Source organism: Ohtaekwangia sp. (assembly GCF_036568665.1).
GTDB lineage: Bacteria > Bacteroidota > Bacteroidia > Cytophagales > Cyclobacteriaceae > Ohtaekwangia.
The window spans coordinates 1-15,223 of sequence record NZ_DATCSD010000452.1; the positions used below are offsets into that span (position 1 = coordinate 1).

Annotated in this window: 13 protein-coding genes; all 13 read right to left on the bottom strand. The window is 43.9% G+C overall.

The features are described from left to right. On the bottom strand, window positions 1-1,047 hold a 1,047-nt coding region (locus VIN08_RS26725), incomplete at its 3' end, for a DNA gyrase subunit A (RefSeq protein ID WP_331972351.1). Between the two features lie 251 nt (window positions 1,048-1,298). After that, window positions 1,299-2,333, bottom strand: a complete 1,035-nt coding sequence (locus VIN08_RS26730) for a hypothetical protein (RefSeq protein WP_331972354.1) — start codon at window positions 2,331-2,333, stop codon at window positions 1,299-1,301. Between the two features lie 219 nt (window positions 2,334-2,552). After that, a complete protein-coding gene (locus VIN08_RS26735; protein ID WP_331972357.1) occupies window positions 2,553-4,007 on the bottom strand; it encodes a hypothetical protein in 1,455 nt (484 codons plus the stop codon). Window positions 4,008-4,040: 33 nt separating this feature from the next. Next, window positions 4,041-4,613 (bottom strand): penicillin-binding protein activator LpoB, encoded by a 573-nt coding sequence (locus VIN08_RS26740; protein ID WP_331972360.1) that lies wholly within the window; start codon window positions 4,611-4,613, stop codon window positions 4,041-4,043. Between the two features lie 101 nt (window positions 4,614-4,714). Next, window positions 4,715-5,371, bottom strand: coding sequence for a ribulose-phosphate 3-epimerase (gene rpe, locus VIN08_RS26745; protein WP_331972363.1), 657 nt, complete (start codon window positions 5,369-5,371; stop codon window positions 4,715-4,717). A gap of 20 nt (window positions 5,372-5,391) precedes the next feature. After that, entirely contained in the window at window positions 5,392-6,570 is a 1,179-nt protein-coding gene (locus tag VIN08_RS26750; RefSeq protein WP_331972366.1) for a trans-sulfuration enzyme family protein, read from the bottom strand. A 67-nt stretch (window positions 6,571-6,637) separates the two neighbouring features. After that, window positions 6,638-7,057: an OsmC family protein gene (locus tag VIN08_RS26755; protein WP_331972369.1), complete on the bottom strand. Its 420-nt coding sequence runs from the start codon at window positions 7,055-7,057 to the stop codon at window positions 6,638-6,640. Next, window positions 7,054-8,439 (bottom strand): sodium:solute symporter family protein, encoded by a 1,386-nt coding sequence (locus VIN08_RS26760; RefSeq protein WP_331972372.1) that lies wholly within the window; start codon window positions 8,437-8,439, stop codon window positions 7,054-7,056. The genes VIN08_RS26755 and VIN08_RS26760 overlap by 4 nt, the downstream gene beginning before the upstream one ends. Window positions 8,440-8,774: 335 nt before the next feature. Continuing rightward, the gene (locus tag VIN08_RS26765; RefSeq protein WP_331972375.1) at window positions 8,775-9,668 is read right to left on the bottom strand and encodes a DUF5777 family beta-barrel protein; all 894 of its coding nucleotides are present in this window, start codon (window positions 9,666-9,668) and stop codon (window positions 8,775-8,777) included. Between the two features lie 11 nt (window positions 9,669-9,679). After that, the gene (locus VIN08_RS26770; RefSeq protein ID WP_331972378.1) at window positions 9,680-10,228 is read right to left on the bottom strand and encodes a YceI family protein; all 549 of its coding nucleotides are present in this window, start codon (window positions 10,226-10,228) and stop codon (window positions 9,680-9,682) included. Window positions 10,229-10,249: 21 nt separating this feature from the next. After that, window positions 10,250-10,792, bottom strand: coding sequence for a YceI family protein (locus tag VIN08_RS26775; protein ID WP_331972381.1), 543 nt, complete (start codon window positions 10,790-10,792; stop codon window positions 10,250-10,252). Between the two features lie 12 nt (window positions 10,793-10,804). Beyond that, a complete protein-coding gene (locus tag VIN08_RS26780) occupies window positions 10,805-11,173 on the bottom strand; it encodes a hypothetical protein (protein ID WP_331972384.1) in 369 nt (122 codons plus the stop codon). Window positions 11,174-11,953: 780 nt separating this feature from the next. Further along, window positions 11,954-15,112 carry a cyclic nucleotide-binding domain-containing protein gene (locus tag VIN08_RS26785; protein ID WP_331972387.1) on the bottom strand — a complete coding sequence of 1,053 codons (3,159 nt, stop codon included), beginning with the start codon at window positions 15,110-15,112 and terminating at the stop codon, window positions 11,954-11,956. Window positions 15,113-15,223: the final 111 nt, after the last annotated feature.

A 15,223-nucleotide genomic window follows, 5' to 3' on the forward strand; every position in this document is an offset into this window, starting at 1 on the left:
CAGCGGGCGACCTTTTACAAGCGCCACATTGTTTACACCAAACGAGGATTGAAGCTGCGTATATTTATACAGGTTATTCAGTACGATGTTCGAGATGGCATCTTTCTTCAGATCGTATACAATGCGATAGCCTTCACGATCAGATTCATCACGAATATCAGATATACCTTCGATCTTCTTTTCGTTTACCAAAGCAGCAGTCTTCTCGATCATCTGTGCCTTGTTTACCATATAAGGTATCTCGGTAACAATGATCTGATCTTTACCGTTGGCTGAAGTAACGATCTCCGCTTTCGCGCGCATGATCACTCTTCCGCGACCGGTAAGGAATGCTTCCTGCACTCCGGAGTATCCGTATATCAAAGCACCGGTAGGAAAATCCGGAGCGGTAATGAACTTCATCAGTTCGGGTATAGTAATCTCGTTGTTGTCAATATAGGCAACCGTACCATCAATCACTTCACGCAGGTTATGCGGAGCCATGTTGGTGGCCATACCTACTGCTATACCGGAAGAACCGTTCACCAACAGGTTTGGTATTTTAGCAGGAAGAACAGAAGGTTCTGTTAACGAGTCGTCAAAGTTAGGCTGGAAGTCAACCGTATCTTTGTTGATATCGTGCAGCATCTCTTCGGCAATTCTGCGAAGACGTGCTTCTGTATAACGCATCGCTGCAGGAGAATCTCCATCTACGGAACCGAAGTTACCCTGGCCATCTACCAATGTATAGCGTAGTGACCACTCCTGGGCCATACGCACCATGGTATCGTATACCGAAGCATCACCGTGCGGGTGATACTTACCGAGTACCTCCCCTACAATTCTTGCTGATTTCTTATAGGGCTTGTTGTAGTTAACACCCAGCTCCAACATACCGTACAACACTCTGCGGTGTACGGGTTTTAATCCATCGCGAACATCCGGAAGCGCACGTGAAATGATTACCGACATCGAATAATCGATGTAGGCTCCGCGCATTTCATCTTCAATGTTGATCGGGATTATACTCTGCCTTCCAGGGGTCAGACCACCAGTTTCTTCTGCCATCTAAAATCGTTTGTTTTAGGCTTAAATAAGCGTTTTTTAAAGCTTCGCAAGATAGCAAAAGTTACCACTTGAAGACTCAAAAAAGCACGTTAATATTGACTTTTTTACACGAGTGTTTTTACTCCCGGACGAATGAATTTGAGAGTCTATACATCACTGATTTTTCCTTGCAGAATCAGGCAAAGTATAGCACTAAAACATATAGCATAACTAGATGTTCTTCTGCAAGTTGTAATACGAATTTTAAATTGCTAGTACGGATTGAGCTTCTTCTTGTTCTTGCCCTTGTACTTGATGAGGTTCGGATAATTCTCTCCGTAATGTGGATTCTGTTTCTTGTAGATCGGATGAACACGGCTTCTGTACTCGCGATTACCATGTGCGTGGTTCATCTGTGCATGGCATGTTTTCAGGAAACATCTGCGAAGTTCGGGGATGCGATAGGTAGCCCCTACGTTGAGATAGAATGCATTGAGTTTATGACTGATGCTCGGCCCTCCTTCAGGCATGTTGATCTTGTAGCCTTTAAATTCGTACGATGGTCGTACAAATAATTTAAAGTACTCCGACATCTCACGTTCAACTGCTACACCGAGATTAAAGAATATACCTTTCTGGATCACGCTGTTGTCGAACTTCTTGCCAAGTTTATACCCGCCTATATTCGCGTCCACTACCAGCAGGTATTCATTATAGCGGTATACCGATGCACCGAACATGAGGAAGTATTTCTTGAGGAAGAAGCTTGATACATCCGGAGAAAAATTACTGATCTTGTCGCTATAGTTTGTCGGGCGAAACTGACCAACATGTGTATACTCAAACGAATAACCTCCCCCGATCCTGTAACGATTAAACTCTACGTGTATCGTGGCTCGCAACGGTATATTAAATGCTTTACTCTTGAAGCCGATCTTGGCGGTATCTGAATTTACCAGGAATGCTCCTGATTGTACTGTATTACCGGATGACTGAACTCGGTTTACCCAATTAGAATAACCGGATGATACACTGGCTGGTCTGAACAACTTGGGCATAGAGTCAGGGTTCTGCAAAACACCAAAGCCATCCAGCTTATGTTTGAATGGCATACTGCCATAACCTGTGCTGAAACCAAACGTAACCTTGCTTAATATTTTTCGGAATGCACCGATTCCCTGGCGCTTGATATAGAAATTCTCTAAGGGTATAGAAGCATCTTTCTCATTCTCATATTGAGCGAGCACGTCTGATGCCGGAATCAGAACAACTATGAGCAGGGCGGTTATTGCAGCGTAACGCTTCAAAAAAATGGATTTAAGCTCTCAAAGTTAAAAAATGTAAGCCATTCATACTCTGGCTTTTGAGGATTAAAGGTAAGGTAAATTCAGGAATGATCCTATAGCTATACCTCCAACCGGAAGCTAATCTGCGTATTTGCTGGTTTACCGGCAGTATATCTATATTTCTTAACCAGGAAGGTATATTCTTGAGTGATGTGTAAATCCTATACAGCGTCATAACATTCAGTAATATCGGTAAGGCGCGTTTGTACTTTCCAACGATGAAAAGGTATGAAAAAGTGTTTGTCCTTTCTTCACCTGGTAAGTAAAATTATGTGTGGTAGCATGCTCTTCATCTGCTTTCAGCGTGAGTGCTACGGCATTCGCTCCTTCTTTCAAGGGCACGCGGGTATAGTAAATACTGTGCGGCAGTGTTTGCCAATTTCGTGTGTCGGCTTTTTCGGTCATGGCATTTACCAGTCCGAGTACAGCTCCTAAAGCTTCATCTTCTTTGCGAACACTTTGTTCGGCAACTTTCTTCATGGCAGCACGCAGCAATCCTTTGCTGAACTCCTGCATCATACGCTTCTTCAAGCTATAGAAGGCTACCTTGTTTACATCTTCACCCAGTTCAAGCGCATAGGTTTTGCCATCGAGTTCCAGGCTGCCAGTGTTATAGTATGCAGGTCGCTCAACGTAGCGTGGAAATGCCACGCGAAAGACCTGCAGCTTTTTAAGATCAGATTGCTTTTTATGATCGTCTTCTTCGAGTTGAAACGGAAAGGCCAGCCCTAGCTCCGGATTGCTGAACACCACACCATTGTTCGCCACCGGGTCAATCACAAAATTTATACTCCACTCATTCTTTACAGGGCCGAGTCCGTTATGCCAGAAGAAAACCAGTTCAGCATCGGGCTTTACCGGCTCATAATCCTGCATACCAAACTGTTCTTTATACTTGGTCGCTTCATCCTGAAAGCCGGTCCAGTAAGCTGTGTTGATCAGATCATACTTCAACTGTTCGGGCACTTGCATGCCGAACATTTTAGCGTAATCGTTCTGATATATTTCCACAGCATTTCGGTACGCTATAAATGCATTGTTATAGTCCTGGTCTGACTGATAAACAATACCCATCAGTGTATTGACAAATGCATCGCGTTGGTACTTCTCTTCAGCATTGTATTTATCGTTTAACTGGTTCAGGCGGATGCTCAATCTGCGGCATTCCACCAATGCCTCTTCATGCTGATTCAGCTTCAGGTAATTCAGTGCTTTGAAATATAGCACCATTAAATGTTCGTGATCTTCTCCATGGTAGGTGGTAACCGAAGGATTGGTGAAGTAAGATGCTGCTTCGTTGAGGTAGTTAATGTGATAGTCTTCGCCAAACAAAAAGGCTTTCTCGAAATATTCATTACTCTCTTCGTAGCGACCAAGTATAGAAAGCAACAGACCGTTGTTAACCATATATAAAAAACGGGCGCGGCCTTGCTCCTGCTTGCTGTTCTTTTCGAGTGAAGTGAGTGCTTGTTGAAGATCACCCCGTTCAAACTCATGATTGAAATCAAAGTTCTTCTGGTAGTAACTGGCGCACGCTGTTACCAGCAGCATAACGATACTGATCAGAAAAACATAAGCGGAAGTTCTTGCAAACTTCTTCGAATCAACGCGTTTTACTTTTTGTTGATCGCTCATGATGTATACTATAGCACGCTGAAAAAATTGGGATTAGTTCTTTACCAGTTTCTTGATCTCATCCTGGCCATACCAGATGCGCTTGCTCGTTTCAATATCGGTGAGAAACAGCGTTGTTATATAGTTCACAACGCGTTTCCGGTTATTGGTATCCGTCTCTGAAGTCATCTCTCCAAACAACATCAGGTCTGCTCCTATCTCTTTACCAAATTGCTTGGCGGTAGCAGACGATGCAAAGTCTTGCTGCTCGGTACGTTCTGTACGAAGCTTATCACGAAAATCTCCTGACTCTACAATCTCGGCTATGGCAGAGTTATGAATAACCATTTCAAACTTCTTTACATAATTATCCGCATCGATATGCTCGGATGTTTTATTACGGATCGGTCCGACAACAATTACCGGCTTGCGCCCCAATTGCTTTGCATAGTCTTTGAATGTTTGAGAGTCAAACAGATCGTAGATCATCTTATCGGCAACGGTGCGTGAATCCGTATCATTCCAACGGCCACTCAGATCTATGACTGTAGCTGGTTCAACACGTGTAACGGTGCGCGAACAGGAAGCAAGAATTACGAGGGAGAGTACGAGCAAGAATTTTGGCATATAGCGGTAAATTTCAGAGCAAACTTCAAAAATCCTGCCGAAAGATACGCATAAAGCTTTCCCGATGTTACGGGTATAGGAATAGTTGTCGCCAGCAGTGATCAGCGGATCGCTTTCAGATTCTGAATCACTCCTTTCGGATTGGCTGCCGAAAAAACAAAGTTACCGGCTACCAGTACATCTGCGCCTGCATCAAGCAGTGCTTTGGCGTTTTGCTGATTGACTCCTCCATCAATCTCAATCCATGCAGATGACTTTGCTTCCACTATCATCTTCTTAAGCGCCACTACTTTACGATACGTATGCTCGATAAATTTTTGCGCACCAAACCCGGGGTTAACCGACATCACACAAACCATATCGATATCTGCAATGATATTCTCTAACTCCGTGATGGATGTATGCGGGTTGATGGCTACACCTGCCTTGCAACCTAATGCTTTGATCTGCTGAATGTTTCTATGAAGGTGCGGACATGCTTCAACGTGCACTGATATAATTTCAGCTCCTGCTTTATGAAATGCTTCTACATATCGCTCCGGTTGTACGATCATCAGATGTACATCCAATGGTTTACGGGCGTGACGCTTTACGGCTTCTACTACCGGTAACCCCATCGATATATTCGGAACGAAAACTCCATCCATGATATCAACATGAATCAAATCTGCTTCGCTTTCATTAAGCATGGTAATTTCACGCTGCAGGTTCGCGAAGTCTGATGCCAGTATCGATGGAGCAATAAGAGGGCGGGTCATAACAAGAAGTAATTATATGGTTAGCGTGATGCTATTATAGCCTGATCTATATCTTTGATTATATCGGTAACATCTTCCAGACCTACCGCTATACGAATAAGGCCGGGAGTTATCCCTACAGCGGCACGTTCTTCGTCACTCAGTTTAGAGTGCGTGGTTGATGCCGGATGTATACATATCGTACGCGTGTCGCCCAGGTTCGGTGTATGCGAGATCATCTTCAACGAATTCAAAAATCTTCGCCCTTGTTCTACACCGCCTTTAATTTCAAAAGTTACCAGACCACCGCCCAGCTTCATCTGCTTTTTAGCCAGTGCATGCTGCGGGTGTGATGGCAGGAATGGATACTTTACCAATGCTACATCCGAATGTTTTTCAAGATGTTGGGCAATCGTCAACGCGTTCTGGCAATGACGTTCCATACGCACAGCCAAAGTCTCTAAACTTTTTGATAAGGTCCACGCATTGAAAGGCGACATTGCCGGACCTGTGTGACGGGTAAAGAAGCGAATCTCTTTAATCAGTTCTTTTGTACCCAGTATAGCTCCGCCAATCACGCGACCTTGTCCATCCATAAACTTGGTTGCCGAGTGCGTTATGATGTGAGCTCCCCATTTTGCAGGCTGCTGAATATAGGGTGTGGCGAAACAGTTATCTACGTTAAGTATAAGTTTATGCTTGGCGGCTAATTTACCCAGCCACTCCAGGTCGATAAGATCAAGAGCCGGGTTCGAAGGCGTTTCCACAAAAATCATCCGTGTGTTGGGTTGGATCTTTGCTTCCCATGTTTCAGGTTCATTTACATCGGCATAGCTATGCGAAATACCAAACTTCGGAAATATAGTGTTGAGTATCTGGTGGGTTGAACCAAATACCGAACGGCAAGCCAGTACGTGATCGCCCGAACGCAACAGGGCAGCCATGCTGCTATACATTGCGGCCATACCGGAAGCCGTTGCTATACCATCTTCGGTGCCTTCCAGTCGGCAAAGCTTATCGACAAATTCATTTGTGTTAGGATTTGAATACCGGCTATAGATGTTGCCCGGAATTTCGTCAGCAAACATCGCGCGTGCCTGCTCTGCATCATCAAACACAAAACTTGATGTGAGGTATAGCGGTACGGAGTGCTCGCGAAAAGGCGTGCGGGTATGTTGTGCGCGTATAGCTTCGGTTTCAAAATTTCTTTGCTCTTCCATGAATGAAAATATATACTCGTAAGAGATTCGTAAATTGTAAATGAGGGATGCTGTGCTGCTGACGAAATTATTTGATCACTTCCAGACTATAGGTAATCTTGGCTGTCTTCTCCAGCGTTTTAGCTACCGAGCAGTATTTCTCTACTGAGAGTGCTACGGCTTTCTCAGCTTTATCCTGATCGATGTCACCATACAGCTTAAAGTGTGCATGCACTTCGGTATAAAGCGAAGGCGTTGCATCTTTTTCGCGTTCACCGGTAATGGTGATCTTGATGTCTTTCAAATCCTGTCGTTGCTTCTTCAGAATGCTCACCACATCGATCGAGCTGCAGCCACCCATTGCCGCGAGTAACATTTGCATCGGGCGCATGCCGAGGTTGGAACCTCCTGACTCGGGTGACGAATCCATTTGTACAGTGTTCCCGGCTTCGTTACGGGCTTCCATGTGGAAGGCATCATTCAGGCGGTGTAATTCAATCTTTATCATACGTGTTCTCCCTTCGGTGGCCATGCATAACTTCCGACAATCATTCCCACAAGACTAACGATTGTTGCCGGAATCAGACTTGGCCATGTCGTTTCAAAGGCCTCAAAGATAATCCAAGTTATCATACCTAACACCATCGCGAGTAAAGCTCCGTTGCTGCTGGAACGTTTCCAGTATAAACCCAGCGTAAGCGGAACAAATAACGACACGAGGCTTAGTATAGAGGACTCTCCTACTAATTCGTAGATGTTGGAACGTAAACACGCCATTACTGTTGCCAGCAAACTAAAAAGCACTACGGATATTTTTGTGAGCACCAGGAATTGTTTGTCGCTATAGCGATGTTTTGTTAACGGCTTTACCAGGTTCTCGGAAAATATTACGGCAGGCGCCAGAATAGCGGAGCTTGTAGTACTCATAATGGCTGAGAGTAATGATCCGAAGAAAAGTATCTGTATAGGAAGAGCCGTGTGCTGCAATACCATGTTGGGCAATGTGAGTTGCGTATCGCCACTGATCTGATCCGGGTATAAATGCTTTGTACACAGACTGATGAACAGCGGAAGCATAGCAATGGTAAGATATAGTATAGCCGCAAAGTAACACGACCACACGGCCGTTTTAGCAGAACCGGATGACATGGATCGCTGGAATACATCCTGCGAAGGCAATGAACCAAGACCGAGCACTGACCATGCTGCTATATAGGCAACGATCTCTTTGAAATCAGCAGGTGGAAGAAAGCGCCTATCCTTTTCCGGAAATTCACTTAACACAACGGATACACCACCCGCCTTTTCGGCCAAAATATAGGCAAGCACCAGCATGCCTATTACAATGATAATGCTTTGTATAAAATCGGTAATAGATATAGCCCACATGCCGCCCGCATAGGTATATAGTGTTACGATCACTGAACTTACCACTACCCCCTGCCAAACGGGTATACCGATAACTACATTCATAATCAACCCCATGGCTACCAGTTGTGCAGCTATATAACCAAGATATGGCAGCGCCAGAAAGAAACTCGCGGTGAGTTCGGTTGTTCGTCCGTAGCGCACTTTGAAGTAATCGCCCAGGGTAAGCAGGTTCATGTTGTAAAGCTTGCGCGCGTAGAACAGTCCAAACAGGACTAAACACAATGCGGCCCCGAAAGGATCTTCGATCACTGCGAATAAACCACCTTGCAAAAATTGAGAGGATGCACCAAAAACTGTTTCTGAGCCGAACCATGTAGCGAATAAAGCAGCAGAGCTGAGCACAATCGGCAGGCTACGACCGGCAAGCATAAAGTCTCCGGAATTCTTGACCTTGCGTGACGCCCAGAAACCAATGGCTACAGTAAGGGCGAGGTAAGCAATGATCGAAAGGAGTAACAATTCTTTATACTTGAACAGCTAAAGGTAAAAACTTTTTCGCCAACGATATTACAGATTTACGGGGAATATCAAATGCATTGTTTCCCGTAGATCACAGAGAAAATAAAAGCTGAGTACCTAACTTCGGCATTCGTTAATCGATGTTCCTTGTTCGATATTCAAAATGCAGAAAATCTCCCACAGAACTCACAGATGGACACAGAAAAATAAAAGCTGAAAGTAAAAAGCTGAGTACCTAACTTCGGCATTCGTTGATCGATGTTCCTTGTTCGATATTCCTTTCGCGGCTGAAATGCAAAATATCTTCTCACAGAATATTCCTTTCAACTTCCGGATTACTTCTTCTTCTTGAGCTGAAACGTGCGCGTCACGTTAAAGCCCAGGTGTATATCTCCGTTAAAGAAATCGCCTTTGGTTTCGGTAATGAATGTACGTTCGGTGAGGCTCGAGGTATTGGTGATAACCAGTTGAAAGACGTGACCTCCGGTTTCTATATCTACACCAAAGCCGAGTGAATTATAGCGTTTGCTTCCATCTTCAAACACACTGTTATCGGGCGGATCAAGACGGTAATAGTACTCGCTGGTTATTGCTACACTCCTGGTAAGTTTTATTCTTCCACCTATACCTATAGCAAGCTGATCATTTTTTTCCTTGGTTTGATCGACAGCGTTTTTATGAATATAGGTTGGCATTAATTGCAGTGAGAGGTTGGAGGTAATTTTACGGGCAATCAATGCTTGTGCTGTATACGCAAGCCTGTCGACTGTTTTAAATCCTTCGGGTTCGCTGTCTCTCTTGGGAGATATACTATAGGCGGTGCCTCCCAACAGTGTCATGGTAAAGGGGAAGCTTTTTGATCCACTGCTCTGCCGGAACAATTTATACTTTACATAACCGTCCATAATTTTATCAGCGGAATTACGACCTATACTTACCGAGAGATTATCGGTGATACCATAGTCCAGGCCGAGGCGAACATATGCCTGGTCCAATCCATACATCTCGTATAGTCCATCGTTTATTTTTCCAAAGCGGTGTGCAAAGATGAACTCCAGCGTACCAGCGTTTTTAGTCTCAACACTGTGGCCGTTTACAAGACGTGTACCTTTAAAGGTAGCAATGGTATAGTCTGTCTGCGCGTTGTCTTTTTCCAATTCCTTTAGCAGATCATCCTGCGCCTGGGAAACCAATGGAAGAAGGAAGAAAAGTAAAAATAATCTTTGCATAGGGGTTGTGCTTAAAGAGGTCTGTAATAAAAATCTACGGTTACTTCTACCTGCTGGGCAATATTCTGCCACACGATCTGCGGTACTTTTATGTTATAGTCGAGGAGCTTTACAGTAAATTTAGATTTCAATGCCAGTATATTGTCTTTCAATTCGGCTGTGCCGGGAAACGTTACATCGCGCGTTACACCGTGAATAGTAAGTTTACCTATGGCTTTTACTTGCTGTACACCTTGCTGTGCAGGATCAAAGCCCAGTATCTTTCCCTGAAAAGATGACTTCGGAAATTTCTCCGTCTCCATATACTTCTCATTGAAGTGTACCTGCATCAACCGTTTCTCGAATGTAAAATCTTTAATGTTCAACAGGTAGGCTACATCTCCTTTGGAGGCATCAAAGATGCTGGTAACTTTATTGTTATCAGCCGCTATATCTTCGATCACGCCATCGGAGAAAAAAGCAACATTTCCCTTCTCAATGAAGAACCGTTGTTGTGCTACTCCTGTCTGCGACAGAAGCGCAAGAAGTATAAATACAGATGATATATATAGCTGCCTCATAGCTGCAAATCAACAAAAAAATTATTGAGGTTTATAAATAAAATCGACCGTCACTTCAACCTGTTCTGCTATATTTTTCCAGAGTATTTGGGGTCTGGCAACTTTATAGTCTTCCAGCTTTACTATGAATTTTGTTTTCATGATTAGCTTGTCTCCCTGCTTCTCTGCAGTTCCTTTTATTTCTACATCTTTTGTTACTCCGTGTATAGTAAGCTTGCCTGTTGCTATCGCTTGCTGTACTCCTTCTGATTCTATCGCAAAGCCCGTGATCTTCCCCTGAAATGTAGCTGTCGGGTATCGTTCAGACTCCATATATTTTTCGTTGAAGTGTTCTTTCATCAGCGATTTTTCAAATTGAAATTCAGTGATGGGAACTGCGAATGCTACTTCTCCCGTAGCAGTATTGAAGAGGCTTACGGTTTTCGTATTCCCAGCCTTGATGTCTTCTATTGTAGCATGCGAATAAAATGAGACGAAACTCTTTTCGAGTACGTATTTCTGAGACCAGGCGCAATGTGGCGCTATGCTCAAAATGAAAATGAGAATGGGAGGAAAAATGTTCATATAGGCACACCGTTAGTTATCGAGGGCTCCTTGTTGGATCCAACAATAAATCGTTTGCCGCTCTTCCTGGGTGATGCTTCCTACGCGAGGCATTTTATCCGGATCCGTAAGAGGAAGTGTAATCCTGCGCTGCACTTCACTTTTCTTTTCCTGCAGATTGCTTAGCACGGTCCAATCAGGCAAGCCCGTACCACTTACATGGCATCCTTCAATAGCGCATTTGGTTTGTATGATGGGAACTACGTTTGCCGAGTAACTTATCGTGACTGCATTATCGCATGTTACTATAAAAGACGATCCGATGTTATGATCAACACACGATTCGGTTACAATCATCATCGCGAGTATGATTGTGCAGAGGGGGAGTACACTTCGCTTCATAGTAAAAAGATAAGAAAAAAAATTCAGTTGCAAAGTATACTATGTGTAGTGTGTTGTTATAACGCATTGCGTTACAACAAGGCGGGCGAGATATAGTAAACATAAAGGTTGGGGAATGGCGTGGCAACGGATTTCGCTATAAAATGAAAATCCCCCGAAGTCCTGGACCCCGGGGGATAATCACTGTCTATAGTTGGCTTTAATCTTGAATCAAAGGTATATCACTGGTAAAAAAGTACCATCTCTGAATCGGTCACTTGAAAATATTCCAGATGAATGGAATTATTTGCAGACAGATGGGCCTATAGGAGCTGATAAAGAAACAGTATAGAGGTATATATCGCGCAGTGATGCTATCAAAAATCTGTTTCAATCATCCATCACTTCATCACACAACGCTGTGGCAATACGTCCACATAATTCAGCATTACAAGCCTGGCATTAAAATGAAAATCCCCCGAAGTACTCGACTAAGGGGGATTGTCATGTCTATAGTTGGCTTTAATCTGTTTCAAAACTACGACTTTTTTCAGTATAATCAACCGATTGCGCAAGAAAAATCACAAAAACTGTCAATTATGTGGTTACCTTCCTGAAACGGAATCACTTTTTACGGAATCTTTCGCCATATACGTGTCTTTGATACGCTCTTTCAGCTGGGGCTTTGAACCCGGAAAGGTTGTTCGTTTACTGATGTCGTAACTCACGTAGGCGATGAATATCACAAACACTACGGCAAACCCTGCAAATATTTTCTTCCCTCTCGTCATCTCTGCTCTATCAAATATACTCCAGCACTTTATCCGCCAGTTCTACATTATCGGATAACAATTCATAAAACTGGTCTTTATTAAATTTGAGAATTACTACATCTGTTTTCGCCACAACAAGATTTGCATTCATGAAGTTTTGATAGCCTAGCATCTCCCCTATAAATTGTCCTTCCATAAACTGTGCGATGCGTTCACCTCTCTGATAGAAATCTACCGAGCCCGAAATGATCACATAGAAATTATTGTTCGAGCGTTCATCAAGATATAGCGATTCGCCTTCCTTCAGTCGCACATCTTCGCTCAGGTCGGCCAGGTATGTTAGCGTAAGTCCGGCAACACCTTTAAATATATTGATCTCTTGGAAGAAGAGTATCTTTTCAAAACGCGTCATCCTTTTACCCAGCAGAATAAGCATATCCAGTTCGTACTTGATCGCTTCACCCAAACGTTTGGAGTTTTGTTCATACTCCTTCGGATTTATCTGGTGAAGCGCCCACGCAGATACTTCGCGTATCAACAAGTCAGGATTGAATAGCTGCGCGATGAGATCAAGCTTAAAGTCTTCGATCTTTTGCATACCGATCTGGAAAAGTACACATGCCTTCGTCCACCGGTTCGATTGTGTAAAGTCGCGGTTGATCAAAAACTTTAACACTAATCGCGAATCAAGCTTTACTCTTGGATAGAAATATTCGAGACGGTTAATTCGTTCCGCATCTGATATATCATCGAGTATTGGTATAACACGCTGCTTCAATTGCTCCGACAAAAATACATCCAGCAGTTCTATCGCATAAGTAATACCTTCAGCCGTGCCACTATCAATATTCTCTTTTACCAATTGAATGGAACGCGTATCGTATAGCATGGTAAGCAAGGTATAGATGTGCTCTATATCGTTCTTGATCTCCAGTTGAAGCGCTGTTTTAATCTGTTCGCTGAACCCTTCATCCCCTATCTCGTGCATGGCACTCAGGTTCCAGCTGATATCAGATATATCGGATTCAATAACATACTTGATGCGCGTGATCTGCGATATACCTGCCTTGAACCCGCATTCACCCAACGACAACAGTACTTGCGATACAATTACTTTGTTGGGATAGTCCATTTTGTTCCAGAGGATCTCTCGAGCGCGCTGCCCTCCTATTCGTCCGATCACCTGTATAATGCGCAGCATCATTTGTGTACTCTGCCCACTTCGGTAAAACGCAGCGTCCAGTGCCGGTAGCGTTGTGGCACCGATCTGCACCAGCGCATTCATCGCCTGGTTGCTATACACCGGACTACCGAGATTCTCAATAACAGCGTTGATGATCTCCGGAGTATTTTTCTTGATGGAAGTTTTTATAGCGGTGTTCCGTACCTGCGGCTCTGCATCGATCAGTAATTCCATCAGGAACGAGGTACATTCTTCACGCGAAGTATGCAACAACAACTCCGCTGCATAATGCCGGTCGTTCGGGTTATTGGATCGGGTAAGTTTCTGTATACGTGCTTTCGTTATATCGCCACCGTTCTGGATAATCAGTTCGAGGTCGCCCTTACTCAATACATTTTTAGCAGAGCCATCTACCTTCGAATCATCCATACGGATAACATACTTGTCTGAAACGGAAAGACCTTTCAGTTCATTCATTTTATCCTGAGCATAGAACCGGATCGCCTCCTCCTCATTCTTCATCATGCTGTTAACCCATACGGGCACCTGGGCAGCATTGATCTTCTCTAACAATTTATAGGAGAATACAGCTTTGGAAGGCTGAGGCACTCCGAGCATACCTTCTAACCTGTTGGTTACGCGTGCAAATCCTTTCTCCAGTTTTTCCTGTTGTATATCGGTGCCCTCCAGCTTCAGACGGATTTTGTTACGATAGCCATTGTATAAATGGTTTACCACATAGAAGTAAGCCCCCGCCAGCAACAGCAGCAGTACAGCAACATGTATAACTTCAAAGAATGGCACAAAGGCCAAGGCGAAGATGAGCAGACCCGCTACAAAGCGCGCGCTCTCGTTCATGAGTCCTTCTACTTTCGACTGTATATTAAAACGCAGACGATTATCCAATGGAATAAAGAACAGTTTGAATACAGGGTTCTCCAGTGAATCGCGCAGCGTCCAGTTGAAGAGACGTGTTAAGGCAACAAAGAGGAAGAAGTAAATGAAGCCGGTTTCACCCACTATTTTTTCGTATCCAAAAAATCCTCCGGTAAGTAACGAGCCAACAGCAAAGAGTATAACTACCAATGGAAGAACGAACAACGATATACGCAAACCATAATTACTGATGATGCGCTGGTTGATGAAGGTCTGCATGATGAGACTTATACCATATACCGCCCCGGTAAAGAACGAGTTGAAGTTGGTAAGCTCACGTTCTTTCGGATATTGTATCTGCACCAGTTGCTGGAAGGAATACTGCGTGAACATGAACATCGTCATAGAGATCAGCAGAAAAACGGAAAGCATCCGGATATAGGGATCTTTCATCAATCTTCTGATGCGTGTTTCCCTGCGCACGGTTACACCAAACTCGTGCGGATCATTCTTGGCCAAGGTAAATGCAGTAGCGATGATGAACAGCAACACCGATACAATCGCTATACTCACAGCACATACCAGCAGGTAGTTGGATGTATCCTGTATGATCTTCGAGGTAAACGGAATAGCGATAAGCGTAGCCAGTATAGCAGCGATCAACTGACCGGTATCAATCCATCCTATAATTCGCTTGGATTGTCTGAAATTAAAAAGTCGCCCGAAGATTCCCCAGAAGCTAAGTAAAAGGATAGCGGTAATGGGGCCCGACATACAATACAAGGCAAACACGAAGTAATTATGCCATGCCGCAGGACCGAAATTCAACAACCAGTAAGCCCCCAGGGTAAATACAAGGATCGAAACAACACTCGCCAATGCCAGCGTGGTAAACCGGATCCAGTTTTGAAAGAATGAGAATAGGGATGTAGTAATAATACCTAAGGCACCGGCCGCGAGGAAAGCTTTGTTCAGGTACGCTCCCATCCGGTTCAGGAAGAGTGAGTCTGCTGTTACCTGGTATGTAGCTATAAATACTCCCATAAAGAAGCCGGTACAAAGCATCACAATGATCTGCTTCTGTTCCTCGTTCTTGATGCGGAGTAAGCGGGCTAAACGACTTGCCATATATAGGTTCGACACCAAATATAAAAAAATCCAGCCCTGATACATGATCAAAGCCGGATTTTAGTTGTTATCTATCAGCAGTTAGTGGCTATCGTAACTTTCGATTAACGA